The organism is SAR86 cluster bacterium, from assembly GCA_023703615.1.
Taxonomy (GTDB): Bacteria; Pseudomonadota; Gammaproteobacteria; order Magnimaribacterales; family D2472; genus MED-G85.
Map to the genome: position 1 here is coordinate 191035 of CP097971.1, position 25775 is coordinate 216809.

Genomic DNA, 25775 nt, shown 5'->3' on the forward strand with positions numbered 1-25775 from the left:
ATGGCTATTATAAAAGCAAAACCAACTAGTCCAGGAAGAAGAGGTGTCATATCTATCAAAACTGATTTGCATAAAGGCAAACCAGAAAAATCTCTTATACAGTCTAAATCTAAAAATGGTGGAAGAAATAACAATGGAAGAATTACAGTAAGACATAAGGGAGGCGGACACAAAAAGCATTATCGTATAATTGATTTTAAAAGAGATAAATTAGACATTCCTGCTGTTGTTGAAAGAATAGAATATGATCCAAATAGGTCAGCTCATATAGCTTTATTATTGTATAAAGACGGAGAAAGACGATATATCATTTCTCCTTCTAAATTAAAGATCGGTGATGAAATCATTTCATCTGATAATTGTGAAATTAAAACAGGTAATTCAATGAAATTGAAAGATATACCTCTTGGAACAAATATTCATTGTGTTGAGCTAAAACCTCTCAAGGGAGCTCAAATTGCACGAAGTGCTGGTACATCTGCAAGATTAATTGCTAAGGAAGGCATTTATGCAACACTTCGTCTTCAGTCAGGCGAGACTAGAAAGGTTCTTTGGGAATGCCGTGCAACATTGGGAACGGTTTCTAATCAGGAAAATAATCTTAAATCATTAGGAAAAGCTGGTGCAAAAAGATGGAGAGGTGTTAGACCAACAGTTAGAGGAGTGGCTATGAATCCGGTAGACCATCCTCATGGAGGTGGTGAAGGAAGAACTTCAGGAGGCAGACATCCTTCAACGCCATGGGGAACACCAACTAAAGGCTATAAAACAAGAAAAAATCCAAGAACTGACGAGCTGATTATAAGAAGAAGGACTAAAAGGAAATAAATTATGCCAAGATCATTAAAAAAAGGACCATTCATAGATATTTCTCTTGAAGAAAAGGTTGAGGCAGCTGTTTCTGCAAATGATAAAAGACCAATAAAAACATGGTCAAGAAGATCTATGATAAATCCTTCAATGGTTGGTTTAACTATAGCAGTTCATAACGGAAGACAGCATGTTCCTGTTTATATTAACGAAGATATGGTTGGACATAAATTAGGAGAATTTGCTATTACAAGAACATTTAAAATGCATTCTGGAGATAGGAAGGTTAAATAATGGATACTAGAGCATATTTGAAAGGTACAAGACTATCTCCTCAGAAGGCAGGGCTGGTTGCTAATGCTATTAGAGGAAAATCTATTCAAGAGGCTATGGATTTTCTTGATTTTAATAAGCAAAAAGGCTCATCTGTTATAAAAAAACTGCTCGAATCTGCGATTGCAAACGCCGAAAATAATAATAAATCTGACATTGATTTACTTTCAGTAAAATCAATAATTGTAAATCAAGGAATGAGACTTAAGCGTATGAAGCCAAGAGCAAGAGGAAGAGCTGACAGAATAATTAAGCCAACTTGCCATATAGAAATAATTCTAAGTGAAGGTACAAAATAATGGGACAAAAAGTTAATCCAAATGGTTTTAGATTAGGTGTTTCTTTGAAACAGAATGCTAATTGGTATTCAAAGGGTAAAGACTTTTCAAAAAATTTAATTCAGGATCTTAAAGTTAGAGAATATTTTAAGAAGAAACTCAAGAATTCTTCTATTAGTAAAATTGAACTTGAGAGATCTGCAGAGAATTTTGTAGTTTCAATACATACAGCAAGACCTGGAATTATTATTGGAAAGAGAGGCGAGGAAATTGAAAATCTAAAAAAAGCTGTTGAAAAAATTGTAAAAAAACCAACTCAAATCAATATTAAAGAGGTTAAAAAACCTGACTTAGATGCTCAAATTTTAGCAGAGGGGGTTGCCCAACAGCTTGAAAAAAGAGTTATGTTCAGGAGAGCTATGAAAAGAACTGTTCAAAGTGCTTTAAGGCAAAGTGCAAAAGGCGTGCGTATTGAAGTTTCAGGAAGATTGAATGGTGCTGAAATAGCAAGAACAGAATGGTATAGAGAAGGCAGAGTTCCTTTGCATACATTAAGAGCTGACATTGATTATGGAACAGCAGAAGCATTAACAACATATGGAATTATTGGTGTCAAGGTTTGGGTTTATAAGGGTGAAATAACTGAAGATCCATATAAAGTAGATTTGGGAGCTAGTTAATATAATGTTACAACCAAAACAAACAAAATTTAGAAAAATGCATAAGGGCAGAAATCGCGGCCTTGCTCAAAACGGAAATACAGTTGCATTTGGTAGGTTTGGTTTAGTGGCTTCTGACAGAGGAAGAATAACTGCAAGACAAATTGAATCTGCAAGGCGAGCAATGACGAGACATATTAAAAGAGGAGGAAATATCTGGATAAGAATATTTCCAGACAAACCAATTACTAAAAAACCACTTGAAGTACGTATGGGTAAAGGCAAAGGTAATGTTGAGTATTGGGTTGCCCTTGTTCAACCTGGAAAAGTAATGTTTGAGATGGCTGGTGTTGAAGAAGATTTAGCTAGAGAGGCTTTCAAATTAGCAGCAGCAAAGCTTCCAATAAAAACACATTTTATAAGTAAGGATGTATAAATGAACAAAGAGATTACAGACTTAAGAAAGAAAAATGTTGATCAACTCAATGCTGAATTACAAGCATCAAGAGAATCACAATTTTCTTTAAGAATGAAACATAAAACTGGACAATTAAATGAAACTAATCAGATTGGTCTTTTAAGAAAAAAAATTGCACGAATAAAGACTCTTTTGAATGAAATCAAGGACAACAAGTAATGAAAAATACAAATCCAAGAACATTAAGTGGAATAGTTACAAGCAACAAAGCAGATAAAACTATTACTGTAAAAATTGAAAGGAAAGTGAAACATCCTTTATATGGAAAAGTTATGAAAAGAGCAACTAAGGTTCACGCTCATGATGAATTAAATAGTGCTTCCGAAGGCGATTTTGTAACTGTAAAAGAGTGTGCACCTTTTTCAAAAACTAAAACTTGGATTTTAGTTAGCGAAGAAGAACATAAAATGGGGTCTGAATAATGATACAAATGCAATCGCTTTTAAAAATTGCTGATAACAGTGGTGCGAGAAGCGTCATGTGTATAAAGGTATTAGGCGGATCTAAAAGAAGATATGCAAATATTGGTGACGTAATCAAGGTTGCCATAAGAGAAGCTATTCCTACTGGCAAAGTTAAAAAAGGACAAGTTGTTGACGCCCTTATAGTTAGAACAAAGAAAGGAGTAAGAAGACGGGATGGATCATTAATTAAATTTGATGAGAATGCTGCAGTTCTTATTAATAATCAAAAAGCACCAATTGGAACAAGGGTCTTTGGACCAGTTACAAGAGAGTTAAGAGATGGCAAACACATGAAGATTTTGTCATTAGCTCCTGAGGTTATATAGAATGAAAGAGAAATTTAGTTACAATTCAAAATTAAAAACTGGTGACGAAGTGATTGTCGTTTCTGGTAAAGATCTGGGAAAAAAAGGAACACTTAGAAAGATTATTAAAGGTAAAAATCGTGCATTTGTTACTGGAATTAATATGGTAAAAAAACATACTAAGCCCAATCCTGATATGGGAGTAACTGGCGGCGTGGTTGAACAAGAGGCCGCTATTCATCTTTCAAACCTTGCGATTTGGAATTCAAATAAAAAAGCCAAAGACAAAATTATGTACTCTACAAATAGCGATGGTAAAAAAATAAGATTATATAAATCTGATAGTAAAGAGATTAAATAAATGCCAAATTTAAAAGAAAAATATACAAACGAATTAAGAGCACCTCTTCAAGAAAAGCTTGGCATACAAAATGTTATGGCTCTCCCAAAATTAACAAAAGTTGTTATTAATATGGGTGTTGGTGAAGCTGCCAATGACAAAAAATATCTTGAATCAGCAGTTCAAAATTTAACTGCGATCTCTGGTCAAAAACCAGTAATCACTAAAGCAAGAAAATCAGTTGCTAGTTTCAAAATTAGAGAGGGTTGGCCAATTGGATGCAAGGTTACTCTGCGTGGTAACAAGATGTACGAATTTATGGAAAGATTGATTAATATTGCTATACCTAGAGAAAGAGATTTTAGAGGCCTAAATTCTAAATCCTTTGATAATCAAGGAAATTATTCTTTTGGCATTAAAGAGCAAATTATTTTTCCCGAAATTAAATACGATAATATAGACACAATAAGAGGTATGGATGTATGTATTAATACATCTGCAAAAAACAAAAACGAAGCTAAAGCGTTACTGGAAGTTTTAGAGTTCCCGTTTAAGAAATAGGAAAGAAAAATGGCAAAAAAATCAATGATAGCAAGAGAAGTAAAAAGAATTAAGACAGTTGCAAAATATGCAGAGAAAAGAGCTAGTCTTAAGTTGGCAATGAATGATATGAATCTTTCATCGGAAGAAAGATATGAAGCTTCAGTAAAATTTCATTCTTTACCTAGAAATGCCAGTCCATCAAGAGTTGTAAGAAGATGTCAATTAACTGGAAGACCGCATGCAGTTTATAGAAAATTTGGTTTAAGTAGAATCAAATTACGTGAAGCTGCAATGAGAGGCGATATTCCAGGATTAGTAAAATCAAGTTGGTAATATTATGAGTTTTCAAGATCCAATATCAGATTGTTTAACCAGAATTCGCAACGGTTTAATGCGCGGAAAAGAGCATGTTCACGTTCCTCACTCCAAGTTAAAATTTGAACTAATTAACTTACTTAAAAACGAGGGATACCTTAAGGGCTGCGAAAAAATAGATATTGGTGGCAAGTTAAATATACAAGTTGATCTTAAATACTATAACAATTTGCCAGCAATAAAAAATATTAAAAGAATTAGTAAACCAAGTTTAAGAAAATATTCATCATCTTCTCAATTAGATTTAGTCAAAAATGGTTTAGGTGCATATATAGTGTCTACAAACCAAGGATTAATGACTGACCATCAAGCAAGAGAAAAAAATATTGGTGGTGAAATTTTGTGTGAGGTATTTTAATGTCAAGAGTAGCAAAAAATCCAGTTCAAATACCCGACGGCGTTAGTGTTTCATATGAGAGCAATATTGTTAATGTTAAAGGTAAAAATGGTGAAATGAATTTAAGCATGCCAGAATCTGTTGAGATAGAAATTAATGAAAGTTTAATTCAAGTAAAATACGATGAATCAAGTCAACAATCTGTTGCTTTAGCTGGCACAACGAGAGCCAATATAAATAATATGGTCATTGGTGTATCAGATGGCTTTGAAAAAAAACTAGAGCTCAAGGGCGTCGGTTATAGAGCCAAGGCTTCAGGACAATTACTAGAATTAACTCTTGGATTTTCTCATCCAGTTAAGTATCAACTACCTGAGGATGTAAAAGTCGAAACTCCATCTCAAACTGAAGTAGTTTTAAAGAGCTTTAATAAACAAATTCTAGGTCAGGCAGCAGCTGAAATCAGATCATTTAGACCTCCAGAGCCTTACAAGGGTAAAGGGGTTAGATATTCAGATGAAAACGTGAGAAGAAAAGAGGCTAAAAAAGCAGCAGGAGCTTAAATATGAGTATTAAAAATAATTCAAGATTAAGAAGAGCAAAGAAGAATCGAATGAATATTAAAAATCAAGATACCCCCAGGCTATCTGTTTATCGATCTTCAAAACATTTTTACGCTCAAGTATTTAATAGCCTTGGAGATAAGGTATTAGCTTCAGCATCAACAACGGAAAAAGATTTTGAAACAAAATCAAATAATGTTGAAAGTGCCGAAGCAGTTGGAAAAAAAATAGCAGAGCGAGCTCTTGAAAATGGTCTTAAAAAAGTTGTTTTTGATAGATCGGGATACAAATATCATGGACGAATTAAAGCCCTGGCAGATTCAGCTAGACAAGCAGGGCTGGAGTTTTAAATTATGAATGAAAAAAATAATATAGTTGATCAACAAGTTGATGCTCTTGAAGAAAAATTAGTTCAAGTTAATAGAGTTGCAAAAGTTGTAAAAGGGGGAAGAATTTTTGGCTTTACTGCCCTCACAGTTGTGGGCGATGGAAATGGAAGAGTTGGTTTTGGAAGAGGTAAAGCAAAAGAAGTCCCAATAGCAATTCAAAAAGCAATGGAAAATGCTAGAAGAAGCATGGTAGAAGTTGAACTTAACAATACTACTCTATGGTATCCAATTAAAGCAAAACATGGTTCATCTAATGTATACATGCAGCCTGCTGCTGAGGGAACAGGTATTATTGCAGGTGGTGCTATGAGAGCGGTTTTAGAATTAGCAGGCGTTCAAAATGTTTTAGCCAAATGTTACGGATCTACTAATCCAGTAAACGTAGTTAGAGCAACCATAAATGCTCTAAAAGATATGGAATCTCCTGAAACAGTTTCATTAAGACGAGGCAAAAAAATAGAGCAAACAGTAGCATGAATAAGAGCAAATTATTAAAAATTAAACTTATTAAAAGCGGAATTGGCAGAATGAACAAACATAAGTTGTGCATTAAAGGCCTAGGATTTAGAAAGCTAAATCAAGTTGTAAGCATTGAAGATACTTCAAGCAATAGAGGCATGGTTAATAAAATTAGAGACATGATAGAAATTTTGGATAATTAAAATGAGTACTAAACAAGAAAATATTTTAGCTTTGAATTCACTTTCCAGTGAAGCTACCAAAAAATCCAGAAAAAGGGTTGGGAGAGGAATTGGCTCCGGCTTTGGAAAAACTTCTGGAAGAGGACACAAAGGACAAAAATCTAGAAGTGGAGGCAATATTAGGGCAGGTTTTGAAGGAGGCCAAATGCCACTTCAAATGAGACTACCAAAATTTGGTTTCTCATCTAGAGTTAATAATAAGCTCAAAGAAATTAACTTAAAACATCTAGACGGCATAAAAAAAATAAGCCTCGAGACATTAAAGGAAAATAAAATTATTTCTAAAACAACAAATAAGGTAAAAATATTTGGAGCTTTTGATTTAACTTCAAAAATAGAAGTTGAAGGAATCAAAGTTTCTAAAGGCGCAAAAAAGTCTATTGAAAAAGCAGGTGGAAAAGTTATTGAGCTTAATGAAATGAAGAACACTTTAAAAGAAGAAAAAAAAGAGGATGATAAATAATAATGGCTGATAAGGGTAGTAGCATGAGTGACCTCTGGAAAAGATTGCGATTTGTATTGTTCGCTATTTTGATCTACAGAATTGGAACTCACATACCTATCCCCGGTATTGATCCAGATAGACTTGCTGCTTTATTTGAACAGAACCAAGGAACTATTCTCGATATGTTTAATTTGTTCTCAGGCGGTGCCTTAGAGAGAATGAGTATTTTTGCTTTAAATGTTATTCCTTATATTTCGTCTGCAATTATTATGCAGTTATTTTCTAACTCTATTCCTTATTTACAAGAGCTCAAGAAAGATGGTCAAGCAGGAAGAAATACAATCACTCAATATACAAGATATGGAACAGCATTATTAGCTTTTATTCAGGCTTCCGCTTTGGCCGTGACATTGTCTAGCAGTGGCTTAGCATACAATCCTGGAGCATCATTTTTTATATCTGCAGTTTTTTCAGTTGTTGCAGGTACCATGTTTTTAATGTGGCTTGGAGAACAAGTATCTGAAAGAGGTATTGGAAACGGAATTTCAATTATCATAGCAACAAGCATACTTACTGGTATTCCTGGGGCTATTGGCCAAGCTCTTGAGCAATCTAGACAAGGTGATTTAAATATCTTGTTGCTCATCGGAATTGGAATATTAGCAATGGTTGTTATAGCAGTTGTTGTATTCATAGAAAGGGGCCAAAGAAGAATTACTGTTAATTACGCTCAAAGACAACAAGGTAGAAAATTAATGCAAGCTCAAACTAGTCATTTGCCTTTTAAGGTTAATATGGCAGGTGTTATTCCAGCAATCTTTGCAAGCACCTTTTTACTATTTCCTGCATCCTTAACAACCTGGTTTGGACAAAGCGATACTACTGGTATAGTAAATTCAATATCCTTGGCTTTAGATCCAGGCCAACCCCTTTATATATTAGTGTTTTCAGCCTTAATTATTTCTTTTTGTTTTATTTGGCTTGCCTTAACATTTAATACGCGAGAAGTTTCAGATAATTTAAAACGTTCCGGAGCATATATTGCAGGAATCAGACCAGGAGAACAAACAGCGAGTTATATTGACACAGTTTTAGCGAGGCTAACTGTTTTTGGAGCAATTTATTTAACATTAATATGCTTATTGCCTCTTGCTTTAATAAATTTTGCAGGTGTTTCTTTTTATTTTGGTGGAACTTCTGTTCTAATTATCGTTGTTGTTTTAATGGACTTTATGGCACAAGTTCAGTCGCATATGATGTCAACACAATATGCATCATTAATGAAGAAGGTAAATCTAAAAAATTATAAGAGATAATAATGAAAGTAAAAGCATCAGTTAAAAAAATCTGCAGAAATTGCAAAATTGTAAGGCGCAACGGTGTTTTATTTGTTATTTGTAGCGCTGATCCTAAACATAAACAAAGGCAAGGATAATAATTATGGCAAGAATATCAGGTGTAAATATTCCAGAGAACAAGCATGTAGAAATCTCGTTAACACATATATTTGGCATTGGAAGAAAAACAGCACAGGAAGTATGTAAAAAGTTAAATATTGATTACACAAGAAAGATTTCAGATCTTACAGAGGATGAAGTTGAAAAAATTAGAACTGCTTTATCAGAATATATTTTGGAAGGTGATTTAAGAAGAAATATAAGTACAAACATTAAGAGACTTATGGATTTAGGTAGCTACAGAGGAATAAGACATAGAAGGAAACTACCAACAAGAGGTCAGAATACAAAGAATAATGCAAGAACTAGAAAAGGCCCTAAAAAGCCAATGAGAGGGTAAATAATGGCAGGTAAAAAAACTAAAAAGATTGTTACAGATGGTGTGGCACATATTCATTCATCATTTAATAACACAATAGTTACCATCACTGATAAAGAAGGCAATACAGTTTGTTGGGCAACATCAGGCGGATCTGGTTTTAAAGGTTCAAGAAAAAGTACTCCTTTTGCTGCACAAATTGCTGCAGAAAAAGCTGGAAATGCTGCAAAAGAGTTTGGGATGATTAATCTTGATGTAAAAGTCAAAGGGCCAGGAGGAGGAAGAGAATCGGCTATTAGATCTCTAAATTCTTGTGGTTTGAAAATTAAAAGCATAACAGATGTGACGCCTTTACCTCATAATGGCTGTCGTCCATCTAAAAAAAGAAGGGTATAAGGAGATATAATGGCTAGATATAGAGGACCATCATTAAGGCTTTCAAGAAGAGAAGGCACTGACTTATTGTTAAAAAGTGGCATAAGAGCTATTGAATCTAAATGTAATATGGATTCCCCTCCAGGAGCTCAAGGTGGAAGAAGAGGCAGATTGTCAGATTACGGACTTCAGCTAAGAGAAAAACAAAAAGTAAGAAGGATGTACGGCGTACTTGAAAAACAGTTTAGAAACTATTATAAAAAAGCAGCTTCATCAAAAGGTAATACTGGTGAAAATTTGTTAAGTTTTTTAGAAAAAAGACTTGATAATGTCGTTTACAGAATGGGTTTTGGATCAACTAGAGCTGAAGCTAGACAAATGGTAACTCACAAAGCTTTTTCCATTAATGGAAATACGGTTAATATCCCATCTTATCAAGTTCAAGCAGGAGACGAAATAGAGGTAAGAGAGAGTAAAAAAGGGCATTTACGAATTCAATCAGCATTAAAAATAGCTTCAACGCGAGAAGCTTGTGATTGGATTGAGGTAGATGAGAAAAATTTAAAAGGTGTATTTAAATCTGTTCCTGATAGAACTGATTTAAGTTCAGAAATTAACGAAAATCTTATTGTTGAGCTTTACTCAAAATAATTAACTAAAAAAGGCGGATAAATATATGCAAACATCAGTAATAGATCTTTTAGTACCAACTGAAATACAAGTAGATGATATATCACCAAACTTGTCGAAAGTAACTCTTGAGCCACTTGAGAGAGGTTTTGGCCATACGCTTGGTAATGCATTAAGAAGAATTTTATTGTCATCAATGCCTGGAGCAGCTGTGACAGATGTAGTAATAGATGGAATATCTCATGAATATAGTACAATCGAAGGAATTAGAGAGGATGTAATAGATATTCTTTTAAACATTAAAGATATGCCAGTTAACTTAATCGAAGGCAATACAGCTGAAATTTCACTTGATATTACCGGTCCCTGTGATGTAACAGCTTCTTCGTTTGAGGTGCCTGGTAACGTTGAATTAGTAAATCAAGATTTTCACATAGCTACTATAGTAGATAAGGTAAATTTAAAGATGACATTAACTGTGAAAACTGGAAGAGGTTATGAGCCAGCTGATCTTAGAGATGATGAAGATAGAGTTGTTGGTGGTTTAAAAGTTGATGCATCCTTCAGCCCTGTAAGACGTGTTTCATACACTGTAGATAACGCAAGATTTGAAAAAAGAACAGACCTTGACAAACTTTTAATTGAGCTTGAAACAGATGGAACTCTTGATCCTAAGATGGCCATTGAACACGCAGCGACAATCATTCAACAACAATTAGGAGCATTTGTTGATCTTGATGCTATTGCTGAACAAGAGGCTAAAAAAGATCAGAATGATTTCGATCCATTATTATTAAGATCAATTGAAGAACTAGAATTAACTGTTCGATCAACAAATTGCCTAAAAGCAGAAAGTATTTTTCTCATTGGAGACTTAATACATAGATCAGAATTTGATTTACTTAAAACGCCTAATTTAGGAAAAAAATCCTTAAATGAAATTAAAGATGTCCTGGCATCAAAAAACTTATCATTAGGTATGAATGTTGAAAACTGGCCACCAGTGGTATAAAAAATGAGACACAAAAAATCAGGAAGAAAATTAAATAGAAATTCTTCGCATAGAAAAGCCTTATTTAAAAACCTAGCGATTGCATTAATAGAAAGAGAGATTATCAAAACAACTCTTCCAAAAGCTAAGGAGCTTAGAAAGTTTATTGAACCTTTAGTAACTCTTGGTAAAGATGATTCAGTCGCACATAGAAGAATCGCATTTAATCGTTTAAGATCTGATGATGCTGTTGGAAAATTATTTACAGTAATTTCCGTTAATGCAAAAGATAGGAATGGAGGCTATACGAGGATTATTAAAGCAGGCTTTAGACCAGGAGATAAAGCAGATATGGCGTTCATTGAATTTGTAGATAGAAAATCTGATGAAGAATCAGATGTTGAAAAGGATTCTGCTGCTTAATTAAGGATTTTCTTTAGAAATTGTCCTGTATAAGATTTCTTGATTTTTGAAATTTCCTCTGGACTTCCACAAGCCACTGTATCGCCTCCGTCTGTTCCACCCTCCGGCCCTAAATCAATAATCCAATCAGCTGTTTTAATTACATCAAGATTGTGCTCAATAACAATAACTGTATTGCCTTGATTTTTAAGCCTTTCTAAGACTTTCAATAATAACTCTATGTCAGCAAAATGAAGACCAGTTGTTGGTTCGTCTAGAATAAATAATGTTTTACCAGTACTTCTTTTGGATAATTCTTTAGCTAATTTAATTCTTTGAGCTTCACCACCAGATAATGTTATTGCAGATTGCCCAAGAGTTATATAGCCTAATCCGACATCATTCAATGTATCGAGCTTTTTTTTGATAGCTGGTATAGCTTTGAAGAAATCTAAAGCTTCCTCAACAGTCATATTTAATATGTCACTTATATTTTTATCTTTGTATTTAACTTCTAGTGTTTGTTCGTTATACCTGTGACCTTTACAAACCTCACAAGTCACATAAACATCTGCTAAAAAATGCATTTCAACTTTTGTAACGCCATCTCCCTGACAAGCCTCACATCTTCCTCCCTTTACATTAAAACTAAATCTTCCTGGCTTATAGCCTCTTGATTTTGCTTCAACAGTTTGAGATAACAAATCTCTTATATGCGTAAACAAACCAGTATAGGTAGCAGGGTTTGATCTAGGTGTTCTTCCAATAGGAGATTGATCTATGCTAATAACTTTGTCTAAAAAATCTAGTCCTTCAATCTTTTCACACTTTACTTCTTTATTTAATTTAGCTTTATTTAAAATAAAAGAACTCATTGGAAGTAATGTTTGATTAATTAATGATGACTTTCCTGAACCAGATACCCCAGTAACGCAGGTTAATAAACCAATTGGTATATCTACAGATATGTTTTTAAGATTATTTTCATAAGAATTAATTATTTTTATTTGTTTACTTGATGGAGATAGTCTTTTTTTTGGGATATTAATTTTCTTCATACCATTTAGGTATTTAGCAGTTAAAGAATTATGATTATTAAGAATACTTTCAAGGTTTCCTTCTGCACAGATTTCACCACCATGTCTACCTGCTCCAGGTCCTATATCAATGATATGATCTGCACATCTTATAGCTTCTTCGTCATGCTCAACGACAATAACTGTATTTCCAAGATTTTTGAGATTTTTTAATGTTCTAATTAGTTTTTCATTATCCCTTTGATGAAGTCCAATGGATGGTTCATCAAGAACATATGTAACACCTACTAACCCTGAACCAATTTGACTGGCAAGTCTTATTCTTTGTGCCTCACCACCTGACAATGTGTCAGCACTTCTTTCTAATGTTAAATAACTCAAACCAACATCTTCAAGAAAAGTTAATCTATCTTTAATTTCTTTCAAGATTTTTTCAGCAATCTTCTTCTTTGATCCTTTTAAATTTAAATTTATTATAAAATTTAATGCGTCATTAATTTTCATATTTGTTATTGAATGTATTTGCATTTTGTTAATGAAAACATTTCTAGATTGTTTATTTAATCTAGATCCGTCACAATCGTTACAAGAACTTTGTGACATAAGTTTAGATAATTCGTCTCTTATAAAATCAGAATCTGTTTCTTTAAATCTTCTTTCAGTGCTTGGAATTATTCCTTCAAATTTATGCTTTCGAATTATTCTACTCCCACTTCTAAACCTATGCGAGAAATCAATTTTTTCATCAGACCCCCATAAAATTATGTCTTTTATATTTTGTGGATAATCCTTCCATTTAGTTGTAAGTGAAAAATTATAATGAGCAGACAAACATCTTAACTGGTAGTAATAGAATCTATTCCTTCTAGTCCATCCTTTTATTGCGCCATTAGATATAGAGACTTCGTGATCTTGTATTAATCTGTTTTCATTAAAAAATTGTATGACACCTAAACCATCGCATTTTGAACATGCTCCAAAAGGATTATTAAATGAAAACATTCTTGGTTCTAATTCTGGAACAGCATAACCACATTTAGAACATGAATAATTAGATGAGTACAATTTAGTTTTTCCACTATCAATAGATTCAACTTCTACAAGTCCATCAGCTAACAAAAGAGATGTTTCAATAGATTCAGATAGCCTAGATCTATTTTCATCATCTTTTTTAATTACTAATCTATCCACTACAGCAGCAATTTCGTGTTTTTTATTCTTTTCGAGGTCAGGAAATTCTTCAATGGGATAGATAACTCCATTTACCTTCACACGAACATAACCACTCTTCATTAAATCTTCGTATATTGCAAGATGCTCACCTTTTTTACCTCTAACTATTGGAGAAAGAACCATAATTTTTGAACCTTCTTTCATCTTTAGGATTTCGTCAGAAATTTCAGAAACAGTTTTAGCTTTAAGTTCCTCTTTATGATCAGGACAAATTGGAGTGCCTATTCTTGCAAATAACAATCTTAAATAATCGTAGATTTCTGTTACTGTCCCGACAGTTGATCTTGGATTATGAGAAGTTGACTTTTGCTCGATTGAAATAGCAGGAGAGAGACCTTCAATTTGATCAACATCAGGTTTTTCCATAAGGGACAGAAACTGTCTAGCATAAGTAGAAAGTGATTCTACATATCTTCTCTGACCTTCCGCATAAAGTGTATCAAAAGCCAGTGATGATTTTCCTGATCCAGAAAGACCTGTTATGACAACTATTTTATTTCTAGGTATCTCAAGACTAATATTTTTTAGATTATGAGTCCTTGCACCTTTTATAGTAATATTATTCATGAGAATTTAAAAATTATCCGTGATGAAAAAATTAAATTAGGTTAAACTTTTACTTATTATAAGAGGTAATTATGAGCAGAGGAGTAAATAAAGTTATTTTAGTTGGAAATTTAGGTCAAAAACCTGAAATGCGCTATACGGCAACACAATCAGCAGTTGCAAATCTGTCTATAGCCACAACAGAATCATGGAAAGATAAAGAAAGTGGTGAAATGAGAGACAAAACAGAATGGCATAGAGTAGTATATTTTGGAAAACTTGCAGAAATTGTTGAGAAATATTTAGATAAAGGCTCAAGTGTCTATATTGAAGGAAAATTGCAGACTAGAAAATGGCAAGATAAATCTGGAGCTGATAGATGGACTACAGAAATTGTAGGTAATGAGCTTACAATGCTTGGTTCAAGGCCATCAAACAATGCACAAGCTCAAACTGAATCGGAAGCTCCTTTTTCAGATGAATCAAGCGCAGAATTAACTGACGACGATATTCCTTTTTAGTATTTATTAAGTATTAAACTAGCGTTAGTTCCCCCAAATCCAAATGAATTGCTCATAATTGAATTTAGTTTTTGATCAACCGCTTCAGTGATTACATTTATATCTTTTGCTTCATCACATAAATCATGAATATTTATTGATGGCGCTATAAAACCCTCTCTTAACATCATTATCGAAAAAATAGTCTCATGCACGCCTGTAGCTCCAAGAGAATGCCCAGTCATAGACTTTGTTGAACTGATTGAAGGAATTTTTTGTTTAAAAACATCCTTTATGGCATTTAGCTCAGCAATATCACCTACAGGAGTACTAGTGCCATGCGTATTTATATAATCAATATCTGAATCTAAATTTTTTAATGCGCCTTCCATACATCTTTTTGCGCCTTCGCCGGATGGAGCAACCATGTCATAACCATCAGAAGTAGCAAAATAACCTTCAAGTTTAGCAAGAATATTCGCACCTCTTTTTTTTGCAAATTCTTCACTCTCAAGCACAACTATCCCTGCACCACCAGATATTACAAAACCATCTCTTTTTTTATCATACGGCCTAGATGCAGATGTTGGACTATTATTAAAGTTAGATGATAGAGCTCCCATCGCATCAAAGAGACTAGATGAACTCCAATGCTCGTCTTCACCTCCACCAGCTAAAACGATGTCTTGTTGACCTGATTTTATTAATTCTGCTGCATGCCCAATACAATGAGCGCTTGTTGCACACGCAGATGAAATCGAATAATTTATTCCCTTTAATTTCAATGCCGTTCCGAGAATTGCTGAAATAGAGCTCCCCATACTTTTTGTAACTGCATATGGACCAATTCTTTTTGGACCTTTTTCTCTTGCAATATCTGCAGTTTGAACCATTACTCGAGTTGAAGCACCTCCAGAACCCGCAACAATACCGACTTTAGGAGAACTTATATCCTCTTCATCCAAACCTGCCATTTCTAGCGCATCAAGTGCAGCCAAATATGAATAAGCTGAACCTTCACCCATAAATCTTAATAGTTTCCTATCTATAAAATCAGATAATTCAATACTTATTGATCCAGCAACTTGGCTTCTAAACCCCATTTTAGAATAAGTTTCATTTTTTGTAATACCAGATTTACCAGCTTGTAGATTTTTGAGAACTTCACTATATGTATTACCTATACAAGATCTTATTCCCATTCCAGTTATTACAATATTTTTCATTAAAAATTACTAGGATCTTTAAAAAGCCCAACTTTTAAATTTTCAGCTGTATAAACTTCTTTTCCATCTACAAACATCTTACCATCAGCAAGTCCGACAATTGCACCTCTTGAAAATACTCTTTTTATATCGAGCTCATATTTTACAAGTTTTGAGGTTGGAAGAACTTGACCAAAGAACTTTACTTTTTCAGCACCAAGGGCCCTGCCTATTCCAGGTAATCCAGACCATAACAAATAAAAACCAAGTAATTGCCACATAGCATCTAAGCCAAGACAACCTGGCATAACAGGATCTTCTTTAAAGTGGCATTTAAAAAACCATAACTCAGGATCAATATTTAAAGATGCTATTATTTTTCCTTTTTCGTAATTTCCTGATGAAGAATTTATCTCAGATATTTCATCAAACATTAACATTTGATCAGAAGGCAATCTACCATCACCATCTTTTGTGAATAATTTTCCATCCGAACAATTTATAAGTTCATCTTTTGTATATTTTTTTTGTGGAAGGAAATTCATTTATCTCTTAATATAGCTAGCTCAAGCAATTCTAACATTTCTTTTCTTATTTTATTGTCTTCAAGTTTTTTGATGTAAAAATTTGCGTTTTTGTAATGTTCATTAAGTAGCTTTTTTGTTTCAACAATACCATTCAAGGAATCTATAAGTTTATAAGATTTAGATTTATTAATGCTTTTGTTGCCTAAAAAACTCCTTAAAGTTTTTTTTTGTTGAAAATTTGCATTTTTATATGCAAAGTAAAATGGATAAGTAATTTTACTTTCTTTTATATCTTGAAATGATGGTTTGCCAAGTTTTTTTTCATTAATTTGATAATCAAGCAAGTCATCTTTAATTTGAAAAATTATACCTATGTACTTGGCAGACTTAGAGATTTGTTTTGTGTATTTTAAATTTGAATCAATTAAATATGCAGCACTTTTTGCTGCTGCTTCAAATAATCTTCCGGTCTTGTAATAACTAATTTTTAATAAGTCATCTAGCTTAATTTTAATATTATTTATGGCATCTAACTGGATTAACTCTCCTTTTGAAATATCATTAGTTGCAAAAGACAACTCTTCTAAAAGTTTTAAATTTTTAATTTTTACCATTAATATAAATGCTTTTGAATATATAAAATCACCAATAAGCACCCCATGTGAATTAGACCATAAATTGTTTATAGATTTTTGACCTCTTCTGATACTGGACTCATCTATAACATCATCATGAACAAGAGTTGCAGAATGAAGAAGTTCAATAACTGCAGCTAGAGCGATTCTTTTTTTATAATTTTGTTTATTTGCTTTTAAAGAGGATGATATTAAAGATAGTTTTGATCTTATTTGCTTACCACTGGTTTTAAAAACATGACCATATAGTTTAGAAATAGATTTGTCTTTAATAACTTCATTTTTTATCAATAACTTGACTTCTTTAAGTTCATTTTTTAGATTATTTTTAATTCTCATAGATAATTATTTTTTAAAGCAAAATTATACATAACTATTGATAAATTCTTCATTAAAGCGTATATTTTGCCACCTTTAGGTAACTTTATTATGTATGCAGTTATAGAATCAGGCGGAAAACAACACAAAGTCGAAAAAGGTATGAAATTATCCGTTGATCTTTTGCAGGATGAGCCTGGAAAAAAGATTATTTTTGATAATGTTCTTCTTTATGTAGATGGCGATAATGTTGAAATAGGGCAACCTTATTTGTCTAATGTAAAAGTCTCTGCAGAAATAATTGATAAGATTAAGGCAAAAAAAATATCTATATTACGTTTTAGAAGAAGAAAACATAGTATGAGAAAAATTGGCCATAGAGCTAAATATTCTCAAATTGAAATAAAAGATATCAAAGTGAGTTAATAATGGCACATAAAAAAGCAGGTGGTTCCAGTAAAAATGGTAGAGATTCTAACTCTAAAAGGCTAGGCGTTAAAAGATTTGGTGGACAAGTAGTTAAGGCTGGAGAAATATTAATACGCCAAAGAGGAACTAACACTCATCCTGGCATTAATGTTGGCATTGGCAAAGACGATACTCTTTTTGCAAAAGCAGCTGGTGTTGTAGAGTTTTCCTACAAAGGCCCTAAAAGCAGAAAAACCGCAAACGTAATTCCTCAATAAGTATTAGATCATGAATTATATCGACGAGGCCTTTCTCGAAGTTAGGGCTGGTAGTGGTGGCTCTGGTGCATCCAGTTTTAGAAGAGAAAAATATATACCTTTTGGTGGTCCTGATGGTGGAGATGGTGGTAAAGGCGGAGATGTATTTTTTAAAGCAAATGAAAATAAAAATACACTTGTAGATTTTCAAAATAAGAAATTATTTGAAGCTAAAAATGGAAAATCTGGGTCTGGAAAAAATAAATCTGGTTCCGCAGGCAGTGATTTAATTATCGAAGTTCCTCTTGGTACTGTTATTTATGATGAGGAGTTACAAGAAGAGCTTTTAGATTGTTGTGATAAAGATAAGACCTACTTGATTGCCAAAGGAGGGGATGGAGGTCAGGGCAATGCAAGATTCAAGACAAGCACTAATCAAGCACCAAGAAAATTTATGAAAGGATTTGAAGGTGAAAAAAGAGTTTTAAGACTAGAATTAAGATCATTAGCTAATGTTGGCTTAGTTGGTTTTCCAAATGCAGGTAAATCAACTTTCTTGAGAAAAGTTTCTTCTGCAAAGCCTAAAATAGGTAATTATCCTTTTACAACACTAAGACCAAATCTAGGTACTGTTAAAACAAGTTACTCAAGTTTTGTTATTGCTGATATTCCTGGATTAATTGAAGGAGCGTCAGAGGGAGCAGGTTTGGGTATAAAATTTCTTCAGCACATCTCGAGAACGGGATTATTATTAATATTTATTGATTTATCGCCAGATGTGGAAAATAATCCAATAAATCAAATAAAGCTTTTAAAGAAAGAATTGAGCCTGTATAAGAATGATCTTACTCAAAAAGAGATGTGGGTTGTACTAAATAAAGAAGATATTTCAGATAAAAAATCCATAGCAAAGTTCGAAGATGAAATTAAAAATAAATTTAATTTTTCAAAAAAACAAATTTATTCAATTTCTTCCCTAACAGGCAATGGTGTTGATAAATTAATTTCTGCCCTTGCTAAGAAAGTATAGAAAAATTTAAGAAAAAGCTTTTAAGGCCTTTATTAGTTTGCTTTTTGTTCGTGCAGCAGCGTTTTTATGAATAACTTTTTTTGAAGCTGAAATATCTAGAATTTTTTCTGCTTTTTGTATTAATTCTTTTGCTTTCGAGGAATCTTTTGTTTCAATACTTGTTCTTGCAGCTTTTATTGCTGTTCTAACAACAGATCTCTGAGCATGCCTTAATTTGTATTTTTGAGCATTTTGTTTAGCTCTTTTAATTGCTTGTTTTGAGTTTGCCATATTATATATATTCTTTAAGAGTGCGTAGTTTAATAATGAAATCACGATATGTCCATTATTATTTATATGGTGGAGGCGGCGGGAATTGAACCCGCGTCCATTAATCCTTCAGCCTAACTTCTACATGCATAGCTCACTCAATTGGCTTTTTAACGTTTTCGACCCGAGGAGCAGGGTGAAAAAGCGAGCTTGATTTAGTTTAACCAAACTGTGTCCAAGCAACACAGCTTGGCTAGACTATGTGTTTTGCCGATGCTTCGAACCATAGTCAAATCTGGCATCGGTTAGCATTAAGCTGCTAAAGCGTAGTTGTCGTTATTTGCAACTAAATTTTTTGTAGTATGTTTTACAAGAATTACCACAATCTTGGCATGCGTTTCGGAGTCCAGTAGAAATGTCGAACCCTATTCGCCCCCATTGGGGCATGAATTATACAATATTACTTGAAATTTTTAGAAGAATAACTATTGTTTCTTGAATTTTTTAAAATTCTTCCCTGATCTCTCTCCCAGTCTCTTTTTTTAATATCTTGCCTTTGATCACGAATTTTCTTTCCTTTTCCTGAAGCAATATCACACTTTATAAGATTATCTTTCCAGTAAATTGAGGTCATAATAACTGTTAAACCTTTTTCATTCTTTTGTTTTTGTAATTGAGCAATTTCTCTTTTTTTTAGAAGAAGCTTTCTGGTTCTTAGTGGATCTATATTTGCCTCTATTAACGAAGCTGGGGGATCAATTTTTATACCAAATAACCATGCTTCATTATTTTTGAAGTTTACATAACTATTTTTAACATCAATTTTTCCATTTCTTAGAGATTTTACTTCCCAACCCTCCAAAACTATGCCTGCTTGAAAGAATTCACCTAGAATATAGTTTCTAGATGCTGTTTTATTCTTTACAATTAATTCAGATTTTTCATTTGTCATACTTTATTATGTATTTTGATAAATTAAGTGCAATGATTTTTTTTATAATAAATTGAATATAACTAATATAAAATCGACATATGGTTACATAGGTTTTATTCCGTTTGCTTTTTTTTCTGTAATGCCTTGGATTGTTGGAGGAGAAATAAGTAAAACCTTTATAATCATTCAGCTGAGCTATGGAGCAATAATAATCTCTTTCCTAGGTGGATTCGCATGGGGCTGGAGAGATAATCAAAAAAATCAAAAAATTAACTTATCTCTTGGAATCGGATTTAGCCTAGCAGGCTGCTTAATTCTATTATTAATTTTTTTAAAAATGATACTAATCTCATTAATCATCTCAATAATAGCTTTTTATAGTTTTTATATTTTTGAAAAGTCTACTGAAGATTTTAAAAAAAAAGATATTGATTATCAGAAATTTAGAAAAATTTTAACTTTACTTGTATGCATATCTTTTCTAATATCTTCATGGTATTGGATCAACCCATATAGCTACCCTTACTTATAAAATAATGGAAAAAAAACTCAAATCTCACGGTGCATGGATTGGAAAATGGACTTTTATTCTTGCTGCTACCGGTTCTGCGGTTGGATTAGGTAATATTTGGGGATTTCCATATAAAGCTGGTACTAATGGGGGAGGCGCTTTTGTCCTAATTTATCTATTATGTATTGTCATTATCGGTATCCCAATTATGATAAGTGAGATTATTATTGGAAGAAGGGCAGGAAATAGTCCAATAAATGCAATGAAAAAAACTGCGTTAGATTCCAATACTAGTTCCTTATGGAGATTTGTTGGTTGGAGTGGGATAACTGCTGGAATTCTAATTCTATCTTTTTATAGTGTAATCGCAGGAATATGCCTTAACTATATTTTTATTTCAGCATTACCATCACAAATTTTAAGTTCTTCAGATCAGTTTGGTGAAGTGATAGCATCACCTATTAACCTTTTATTTTGGCATACAATTTTTATATTCCTAACTTTTCTTATAGTCTCAGCAGGTGTAAAGAATGGTATTGGCAGAATGGTTAAAATTTTAATGCCAATGCTTGGATTCCTTTTAATTTTTATGGTGATTTATTCAATGATTAATGGCGCGTTTATAAAAACTTTAGATTTTTTATTCGCTCCAGATTTTTCAAATGTAACTTCTGAAACTTTTCTAAGTGCCATGGGCCAGGCTTTTTTTAGTTTAAGTCTTGGAATGGGCTCCATAATGGCATACGGGGCTTATATGCCAAAAGATCAAAAGGTAGTAGAAACCTCATTTACGGTAGCCTCATTAGATACTTTAGTTGCAATGTTGGCAGGTCTAGCAATATTTCCAATTATCTTTGCTTTCAATCTTGAACCCAACAGCGGGCCTGGTCTTGTTTTCGTATCAATGCTTTCTGCTTTTCAGCAAATGCAATTCGGTCAAATTATTGGACCTTTCTTTTTTATATTATTATCAATTGCTGCCTTGAGTTCTTCAATTTCTTTACTGGAGCCAGGTGTTGCATATTTGTCTGAAGAAGGTTTTTTATCAAGAAAACGTTCAGCGCTTGGTATTTCTTTCTTTGCATGGACCTTAGGAATAGGGACAGTGCTCAGTTTTAATTTACTTTCTGATTTTAATTTAACACCTGGTAGAAATTTTCTTGATTCTATGGATTTTATTTCGAATCAAATTTTACTTCCTCTTGGAGGAATGTTAATTGCAATTTTTGTTGGCTGGTTCATGAATCACAATTTAATTTCAAATGAGATAGGGCATATAAATTTTTATATTTACAGACTTTGGAAATTTTTCATAAAATTTATTGCTCCAATTAGTGTAGCGTCAATATTTATTTCTCAAATTCTATAAAGTGTTAAGAAAAATTAGTTTTTCAAAAACAATAAATGAAAACTTTTCAAAAGTTTACGAACAAGTAGCAAATTTTGAAAATTATTATTTGTATATTCCTGGATGCTCAAGCTCTCGATTAATTGAAAAGAATGATGATTTTGAAATTGGGGAGCTAGAATTCAGTTTTATGTTAAAAAGTTACTCAATTAAATCTAAAAACATTTTACTTGATAGAGTTATTAATATCGAACAGATCGAAGGCCCCTTTGATTTATTTAATTGTAAATGGATCCTTTATCAAGTTGATGATGATTTAACGGAAATAACTTTTGAATCAGACTTTAAGCTTCCTTTCCTTTTAAATAAGCTAGTATCGGACGAATTATTAAATATTTTTCTTGAAAAAGCTTTAGAAGCATTCATAAAAAGGCTATCTAATGATAAATAAAGCTAGTCCTCTTTAGAAGAGTTAGTATCTTCAACAATCCAATTATTCAGCAGATCATCAGAATCAAAAAATAACGTGAGTTTTTTTTGACCTAATAATTTTTCACCAATTTGGATTGAGTTATAGTAATTCCACTGTGATTTATGAAACGGATCTTTTATTACAGGAGTACCCAATATAAATTGAACTTGATCTTTAGTTAAACCTTGTTGTAATTGATTAAGATCTTCTTCTTCATATATGTTACCTTGGATTATCGGAACTTTGTATGGGGCAAAATATGAACAAGAGCTCAATAATACTATAAAAGTAGCAATAAATATTTTCTTTGAATATTGTTTCATAATTTAGATCAATTATACTTTGTCATGAGTATTTTATCCTATAAAGATATATGCTTGTGTTTAAAATAGGTTTTATAATTTTTATTATTAAGAAAAATGTTGAATCAAAACGACGAACTTAAAAAAGCAGGGCTTAAAGCTACTCTTCCTAGAATAAAAATTATGCAAGTTTTAGCTTCAACTTCATATCAAGATGTTCATTTTAGTGCTGAAGATATCTATAAAGAGCTTCTAAAAATGGAGGAGGATATTGGCCTTGCAACTGTATATAGGGTCCTTACACAGTTCGAGTCGGCTGGTATAGTTAAAAAGCATCATTTTGAAGATAGTAGAGCAGTATATGAAATTATTTCTGATGAGCATCATGATCATATGGTCTGTGTTGATACTGGTGATGTTCTTGAATTTAATGATGAAATTATAGAAAACCAGCAAAAAGAAATAGCAAGAAAAGCTGGATACGAGATTGTTGACCATAGCATGATACTTTATGTAAAAAAAATTAATACGTAAATTCCTTGCACTTGAACTAAAAAATTAAATCCTTATATACCTAACCAATTGGGATTAATTATGTCAAAAAAGAAGAATACTAAAATTTCAAACAAAGATTTGAATAAAGAGACTATTTCAAAAGCTGAAGATCAAGCAATTAATAACTTAGATGATAGTATAGGCACGCCCTCATATGAGGAGCTTATAGAGATTAATGAGGGCTTAGAAAAATCTATTTTGAGATATAAAGCAGACTTAGACAATGCACTCAAAAGAACTATTTCGGAAGTTGATAAAGCTCACAAATATGGCATAGAAAAACTACTTTTTGAACTGCTACCTGTTATTGATAATCTTGAAAATGCTCTTGAAAATTCAAGTGAAGATGATAAAGAAGGCATTAAATTAACATTAAAGTCTTTTGAGTCTGCTCTTGATAAATTTGGAATGATACCCATTTATCCAGAAGATGAGTCTTTTAATCCAGAAAAGCATGAAGCAGTTTCAATGGAAAAAGATAAAAAAAAGAAAGATGGGGAAATAGGAAATATCTTTCAAAGAGGCTGGGAATTAAACGGAAGAGTTATTAGACCAGCTAGAGTGACAGTTATAAAAAATTAGAGGAATAAAATGTCAAAAATAATAGGAATAGATTTAGGAACAACCAACAGTTGCGTTGCGGTCATTGAGGGTCAGCAGCAAAAAGTAATTGAAAATTCTGAGGGCGGTAGAACCACACCCTCAGTAGTAGCTTACTCAGACAATGATGAAGTTTTAGTAGGATTACCTGCTAAAAGGCAAGCTGTTACAAATCCAGAGAATACTCTATATGCAATTAAAAGACTTATAGGGAGAACTTTTGATGATGATGTTGTTAAAAAAGATGCCGATATGGTTCCTTATAAGATCGTTAAAGCTGATAACGGTGATGCTTGGGTAGAGGCATCCAACAAAAAATTAGCACCTCCACAAATTGCTGCAGAAATTCTAAAGAAAATGAAAAAAACTGCAGAAGACTACTTAGGTCATGATATAAAAGAGGCAGTCATTACTGTTCCAGCTTATTTTAATGATTCACAAAGACAGGCTACCAAAGATGCCGGAAAAATAGCAGGACTTGAAGTTAAAAGAATTATCAACGAACCAACTGCAGCTGCACTGGCTTATGGACTTGATAAAAATAAAGGCGATTCTACTATCGCAGTATATGACTTGGGCGGTGGAACTTTTGATATATCAATAATAGAGATCTCAGATGTTGATGGTGAGCACCAATTTGAAGTTCTTTCAACTAATGGAGATACTTTCTTAGGAGGCGAAGATTTTGATTTAAGGCTAATAGACTACTTTGTTGATAAATTTAAAGAAGAATCTGGTTTCGATTTAAAAAGTGATCCCCTTGCTCTTCAAAGACTTAAGGAAGCAGCTGAAAAAGCTAAAATTGAATTATCATCATCTGAACAAACGGAAGTGAATCTTCCATACATTACTGCTGATAGTAGTGGCCCAAAACATTTTGTTCATAAAATAACTAGAGCAAAACTAGAATCTCTTGTTGAAGACTTGGTTGATAAAAGTCTCGAACCTCTTAAGCTAGCTCTTAAAGATGCAAAAATTTCAAAATCAGATATCTCTGAAGTTTTATTAGTTGGTGGCCAAACAAGAATGCCATTAGTTCAAAAGAAAGTTACAGAATTTTTTGGAAAGGAGCCTCGAAAAGACCTAAATCCTGATGAAGCTGTTGCAGTAGGAGCTGCCATTCAAGGATCAGTACTATCTGGGGATACTACAGATGTATTACTACTAGACGTAACACCTCTCACACTTGGAATTGAGACATTAGGAGGCGTTGCTACACCTTTGATTGAGAAAAATACAACTATACCTACCCAAAAATCTCAGATTTTTTCAACAGCAGAAGACAACCAAACAGCTGTCACAGTTCATGTTATTCAAGGTGAAAGAACTCAAGCTGCTCAAAATAAATCTCTTGGACAGTTCAATTTAACTGATTTGCCACCTGCAAGTAGAGGTACACCACAAATTGAAGTGTCCTTTGATCTTGATGCTAATGGGATTTTAAACGTATCTGCTAAAGATAAAAATACAGGTAAGGAGCAATCTATTGTCATTAAAGCTTCCAGTGGATTATCTGATGAAGATATTGAGAAAATGGTTAAAGATGCTGAAGCAAATGCTGAAGATGATAAAAAATTTGAAGAGTTGGTTAAAAATAAAAACAATGCTGATATGCTTGTACATGCTACAAGAAAAACTGTTGAGGAGTCTGGCGATAAGCTTACAGAAGATGAGAAATCTGAGATAGAGAAGTCAGTTGTTAGTTTAGAGGAAGCAATTTCAAAAGAGGATAGTGATGCAATTGAATCTGCTACAAAAAGTCTTAATGATGTGTTGACACCATTAACACAAAAACTTTATGCCCAGGATGCTACTGCTGCTGAAGCAGGTTCTCCTGAAAACGATGAGCCTAAAGACGATAATACTGTTGATGCTGAATTTGAAGAAGTCAAAGAAGAAGAAAAGAATTAATTT

General features: G+C 32.9%; 41 protein-coding genes and 1 other RNA gene. 34 read left to right on the forward strand and 8 right to left on the reverse strand.

Going from position 1 to position 25775, the window contains the following annotated elements; genetic code table 11:
* Genes rplB through rplQ form a run of 24 tightly spaced genes read left to right on the forward strand, consistent with a single transcriptional unit; the run spans window position 1 to window position 11215 of the window.
* A complete protein-coding gene (gene rplB / locus M9C80_00980) occupies window positions 1–828 on the forward strand; it encodes a 50S ribosomal protein L2 (protein URQ69759.1) in 828 nt (275 codons plus the stop codon).
* Between the two features lie 3 nt (window positions 829–831).
* Window positions 832–1104 carry a 30S ribosomal protein S19 gene (gene rpsS / locus M9C80_00985; GenBank protein ID URQ69760.1) on the forward strand — a complete coding sequence of 91 codons (273 nt, stop codon included), beginning with the start codon at window positions 832–834 and terminating at the stop codon, window positions 1102–1104.
* Window positions 1104–1442 (forward strand): 50S ribosomal protein L22, encoded by a 339-nt coding sequence (rplV, locus tag M9C80_00990; GenBank protein ID URQ69761.1) that lies wholly within the window; start codon window positions 1104–1106, stop codon window positions 1440–1442. The genes rpsS and rplV overlap by 1 nt, the downstream gene beginning before the upstream one ends.
* Window positions 1442–2101 carry a 30S ribosomal protein S3 gene (gene rpsC, locus M9C80_00995; GenBank protein URQ69762.1) on the forward strand — a complete coding sequence of 220 codons (660 nt, stop codon included), beginning with the start codon at window positions 1442–1444 and terminating at the stop codon, window positions 2099–2101. The genes rplV and rpsC overlap by 1 nt, the downstream gene beginning before the upstream one ends.
* 4 nt (window positions 2102–2105) lie before the next feature.
* Window positions 2106–2516, forward strand: a complete 411-nt coding sequence (rplP, locus tag M9C80_01000) for a 50S ribosomal protein L16 (protein URQ69763.1) — start codon at window positions 2106–2108, stop codon at window positions 2514–2516.
* Window positions 2517–2717, forward strand: a complete 201-nt coding sequence (rpmC, locus tag M9C80_01005) for a 50S ribosomal protein L29 (protein URQ69764.1) — start codon at window positions 2517–2519, stop codon at window positions 2715–2717.
* A complete protein-coding gene (gene rpsQ, locus M9C80_01010; protein ID URQ69765.1) occupies window positions 2717–2980 on the forward strand; it encodes a 30S ribosomal protein S17 in 264 nt (87 codons plus the stop codon). The genes rpmC and rpsQ overlap by 1 nt, the downstream gene beginning before the upstream one ends.
* Window positions 2980–3348 (forward strand): 50S ribosomal protein L14, encoded by a 369-nt coding sequence (rplN, locus tag M9C80_01015; protein ID URQ69766.1) that lies wholly within the window; start codon window positions 2980–2982, stop codon window positions 3346–3348. Before rpsQ ends, rplN begins: the two co-directional genes overlap by 1 nt.
* Window position 3349: 1 nt before the next feature.
* Complete coding sequence (rplX, locus tag M9C80_01020; protein ID URQ69767.1) at window positions 3350–3688, forward strand: 50S ribosomal protein L24; 339 nt, start codon at window positions 3350–3352, stop codon at window positions 3686–3688.
* Window positions 3689–4228 (forward strand): 50S ribosomal protein L5, encoded by a 540-nt coding sequence (gene rplE / locus M9C80_01025; protein ID URQ69768.1) that lies wholly within the window; start codon window positions 3689–3691, stop codon window positions 4226–4228.
* Window positions 4229–4237: 9 nt separating this feature from the next.
* Entirely contained in the window at window positions 4238–4543 is a 306-nt protein-coding gene (gene rpsN / locus M9C80_01030; GenBank protein ID URQ69769.1) for a 30S ribosomal protein S14, read from the forward strand.
* A gap of 4 nt (window positions 4544–4547) precedes the next feature.
* Window positions 4548–4943: a 30S ribosomal protein S8 gene (gene rpsH, locus M9C80_01035; GenBank protein URQ69770.1), complete on the forward strand. Its 396-nt coding sequence runs from the start codon at window positions 4548–4550 to the stop codon at window positions 4941–4943.
* Entirely contained in the window at window positions 4943–5485 is a 543-nt protein-coding gene (gene rplF, locus M9C80_01040; GenBank protein URQ69771.1) for a 50S ribosomal protein L6, read from the forward strand. The genes rpsH and rplF overlap by 1 nt, the downstream gene beginning before the upstream one ends.
* A gap of 2 nt (window positions 5486–5487) precedes the next feature.
* Window positions 5488–5835 (forward strand): 50S ribosomal protein L18, encoded by a 348-nt coding sequence (gene rplR, locus M9C80_01045; protein ID URQ69772.1) that lies wholly within the window; start codon window positions 5488–5490, stop codon window positions 5833–5835.
* A 3-nt stretch (window positions 5836–5838) separates the two neighbouring features.
* Window positions 5839–6351: a 30S ribosomal protein S5 gene (gene rpsE, locus M9C80_01050; GenBank protein ID URQ69773.1), complete on the forward strand. Its 513-nt coding sequence runs from the start codon at window positions 5839–5841 to the stop codon at window positions 6349–6351.
* The gene (rpmD, locus tag M9C80_01055) at window positions 6348–6536 is read left to right on the forward strand and encodes a 50S ribosomal protein L30 (protein ID URQ69774.1); all 189 of its coding nucleotides are present in this window, start codon (window positions 6348–6350) and stop codon (window positions 6534–6536) included. The genes rpsE and rpmD overlap by 4 nt, the downstream gene beginning before the upstream one ends.
* Before the next feature lies 1 nt (window position 6537).
* Entirely contained in the window at window positions 6538–7038 is a 501-nt protein-coding gene (gene rplO, locus M9C80_01060) for a 50S ribosomal protein L15 (GenBank protein ID URQ69775.1), read from the forward strand.
* 2 nt (window positions 7039–7040) lie between these two features.
* Complete coding sequence (secY, locus tag M9C80_01065; GenBank protein ID URQ69776.1) at window positions 7041–8336, forward strand: preprotein translocase subunit SecY; 1296 nt, start codon at window positions 7041–7043, stop codon at window positions 8334–8336.
* 2 nt (window positions 8337–8338) lie between these two features.
* Window positions 8339–8455 carry a 50S ribosomal protein L36 gene (gene rpmJ, locus M9C80_01070; GenBank protein ID URQ69777.1) on the forward strand — a complete coding sequence of 39 codons (117 nt, stop codon included), beginning with the start codon at window positions 8339–8341 and terminating at the stop codon, window positions 8453–8455.
* Window positions 8456–8460: 5 nt separating this feature from the next.
* The gene (gene rpsM, locus M9C80_01075) at window positions 8461–8817 is read left to right on the forward strand and encodes a 30S ribosomal protein S13 (protein URQ69778.1); all 357 of its coding nucleotides are present in this window, start codon (window positions 8461–8463) and stop codon (window positions 8815–8817) included.
* Between the two features lie 3 nt (window positions 8818–8820).
* Window positions 8821–9192 carry a 30S ribosomal protein S11 gene (gene rpsK, locus M9C80_01080; protein ID URQ69779.1) on the forward strand — a complete coding sequence of 124 codons (372 nt, stop codon included), beginning with the start codon at window positions 8821–8823 and terminating at the stop codon, window positions 9190–9192.
* Window positions 9193–9201: 9 nt separating this feature from the next.
* Complete coding sequence (gene rpsD, locus M9C80_01085) at window positions 9202–9822, forward strand: 30S ribosomal protein S4 (protein ID URQ69780.1); 621 nt, start codon at window positions 9202–9204, stop codon at window positions 9820–9822.
* Window positions 9823–9847: 25 nt separating this feature from the next.
* Window positions 9848–10813, forward strand: coding sequence for a DNA-directed RNA polymerase subunit alpha (rpoA, locus tag M9C80_01090; GenBank protein ID URQ69781.1), 966 nt, complete (start codon window positions 9848–9850; stop codon window positions 10811–10813).
* A 3-nt stretch (window positions 10814–10816) separates the two neighbouring features.
* Window positions 10817–11215, forward strand: a complete 399-nt coding sequence (gene rplQ, locus M9C80_01095; GenBank protein ID URQ69782.1) for a 50S ribosomal protein L17 — start codon at window positions 10817–10819, stop codon at window positions 11213–11215.
* Here rplQ and uvrA read toward each other — a convergent pair.
* Window positions 11212–14031 (reverse strand): excinuclease ABC subunit UvrA, encoded by a 2820-nt coding sequence (gene uvrA, locus M9C80_01100; GenBank protein URQ69783.1) that lies wholly within the window; start codon window positions 14029–14031, stop codon window positions 11212–11214. The two genes, rplQ and uvrA, sit on opposite strands and share 4 nt — an antisense overlap.
* Before the next feature lie 68 nt (window positions 14032–14099).
* Between uvrA and ssb the strand changes: the two genes are divergently transcribed.
* Window positions 14100–14531: a single-stranded DNA-binding protein gene (gene ssb / locus M9C80_01105; GenBank protein ID URQ70184.1), complete on the forward strand. Its 432-nt coding sequence runs from the start codon at window positions 14100–14102 to the stop codon at window positions 14529–14531.
* On the opposite strand, the gene M9C80_01110 is transcribed toward ssb, so the two are convergent.
* From M9C80_01110 to M9C80_01120, 3 genes are read right to left on the reverse strand one after another with little or no spacing between them, the layout of a single operon-like run.
* Window positions 14528–15736: a beta-ketoacyl-ACP synthase I gene (locus tag M9C80_01110; protein URQ69784.1), complete on the reverse strand. Its 1209-nt coding sequence runs from the start codon at window positions 15734–15736 to the stop codon at window positions 14528–14530. The two genes, ssb and M9C80_01110, sit on opposite strands and share 4 nt — an antisense overlap.
* Complete coding sequence (gene fabA, locus M9C80_01115; protein ID URQ69785.1) at window positions 15736–16260, reverse strand: bifunctional 3-hydroxydecanoyl-ACP dehydratase/trans-2-decenoyl-ACP isomerase; 525 nt, start codon at window positions 16258–16260, stop codon at window positions 15736–15738. Before fabA ends, M9C80_01110 begins: the two co-directional genes overlap by 1 nt.
* Window positions 16257–17216 carry a polyprenyl synthetase family protein gene (locus M9C80_01120; protein URQ69786.1) on the reverse strand — a complete coding sequence of 320 codons (960 nt, stop codon included), beginning with the start codon at window positions 17214–17216 and terminating at the stop codon, window positions 16257–16259. The genes fabA and M9C80_01120 overlap by 4 nt, the downstream gene beginning before the upstream one ends.
* Window positions 17217–17306: 90 nt before the next feature.
* Between M9C80_01120 and rplU the strand changes: the two genes are divergently transcribed.
* Genes rplU through cgtA form a run of 3 tightly spaced genes read left to right on the forward strand, consistent with a single transcriptional unit; the run spans window position 17307 to window position 18890 of the window.
* Window positions 17307–17621: a 50S ribosomal protein L21 gene (gene rplU, locus M9C80_01125; GenBank protein ID URQ69787.1), complete on the forward strand. Its 315-nt coding sequence runs from the start codon at window positions 17307–17309 to the stop codon at window positions 17619–17621.
* 2 nt (window positions 17622–17623) lie between these two features.
* Window positions 17624–17881, forward strand: a complete 258-nt coding sequence (gene rpmA, locus M9C80_01130; GenBank protein URQ69788.1) for a 50S ribosomal protein L27 — start codon at window positions 17624–17626, stop codon at window positions 17879–17881.
* A 10-nt stretch (window positions 17882–17891) separates the two neighbouring features.
* Complete coding sequence (cgtA, locus tag M9C80_01135; GenBank protein URQ69789.1) at window positions 17892–18890, forward strand: Obg family GTPase CgtA; 999 nt, start codon at window positions 17892–17894, stop codon at window positions 18888–18890.
* A 6-nt stretch (window positions 18891–18896) separates the two neighbouring features.
* On the opposite strand, the gene rpsT is transcribed toward cgtA, so the two are convergent.
* The 3 genes from rpsT to smpB form a co-directional block, all read right to left on the reverse strand.
* Window positions 18897–19160 (reverse strand): 30S ribosomal protein S20, encoded by a 264-nt coding sequence (gene rpsT, locus M9C80_01140; GenBank protein ID URQ69790.1) that lies wholly within the window; start codon window positions 19158–19160, stop codon window positions 18897–18899.
* A 67-nt stretch (window positions 19161–19227) separates the two neighbouring features.
* Window positions 19228–19576: a transfer-messenger RNA gene (gene ssrA / locus M9C80_01145) on the reverse strand.
* 23 nt (window positions 19577–19599) lie between these two features.
* Window positions 19600–20091, reverse strand: coding sequence for an SsrA-binding protein SmpB (gene smpB, locus M9C80_01150; GenBank protein ID URQ69791.1), 492 nt, complete (start codon window positions 20089–20091; stop codon window positions 19600–19602).
* Window positions 20092–20143: 52 nt separating this feature from the next.
* On the opposite strand from smpB, the gene M9C80_01155 reads away from it, so the two are divergent.
* The 3 genes from M9C80_01155 to M9C80_01165 are packed head-to-tail and all read left to right on the forward strand — an operon-like array spanning window position 20144 to window position 22383.
* Window positions 20144–20605, forward strand: a complete 462-nt coding sequence (locus M9C80_01155) for a DUF3429 domain-containing protein (protein URQ69792.1) — start codon at window positions 20144–20146, stop codon at window positions 20603–20605.
* A 4-nt stretch (window positions 20606–20609) separates the two neighbouring features.
* A complete protein-coding gene (locus M9C80_01160) occupies window positions 20610–21953 on the forward strand; it encodes a sodium-dependent transporter (protein ID URQ69793.1) in 1344 nt (447 codons plus the stop codon).
* A 1-nt stretch (window position 21954) separates the two neighbouring features.
* On the forward strand, window positions 21955–22383 hold the full coding sequence (locus M9C80_01165) for a hypothetical protein (protein ID URQ69794.1): 429 nt from the start codon (window positions 21955–21957) through the stop codon (window positions 22381–22383).
* A gap of 2 nt (window positions 22384–22385) precedes the next feature.
* On the opposite strand, the gene M9C80_01170 is transcribed toward M9C80_01165, so the two are convergent.
* Window positions 22386–22727: an outer membrane protein assembly factor BamE gene (locus M9C80_01170; GenBank protein ID URQ69795.1), complete on the reverse strand. Its 342-nt coding sequence runs from the start codon at window positions 22725–22727 to the stop codon at window positions 22386–22388.
* Window positions 22728–22823: 96 nt separating this feature from the next.
* Here M9C80_01170 and fur point away from each other — a divergent pair, with 96 nt between their 5' ends.
* Genes fur through dnaK form a run of 3 tightly spaced genes read left to right on the forward strand, consistent with a single transcriptional unit; the run spans window position 22824 to window position 25772 of the window.
* Window positions 22824–23240, forward strand: a complete 417-nt coding sequence (gene fur / locus M9C80_01175; protein ID URQ69796.1) for a ferric iron uptake transcriptional regulator — start codon at window positions 22824–22826, stop codon at window positions 23238–23240.
* 60 nt (window positions 23241–23300) lie between these two features.
* The gene (grpE, locus tag M9C80_01180) at window positions 23301–23843 is read left to right on the forward strand and encodes a nucleotide exchange factor GrpE (protein URQ69797.1); all 543 of its coding nucleotides are present in this window, start codon (window positions 23301–23303) and stop codon (window positions 23841–23843) included.
* Between the two features lie 9 nt (window positions 23844–23852).
* Window positions 23853–25772 (forward strand): molecular chaperone DnaK, encoded by a 1920-nt coding sequence (gene dnaK, locus M9C80_01185; GenBank protein ID URQ69798.1) that lies wholly within the window; start codon window positions 23853–23855, stop codon window positions 25770–25772.
* Window positions 25773–25775 lie beyond the last annotated feature (3 nt).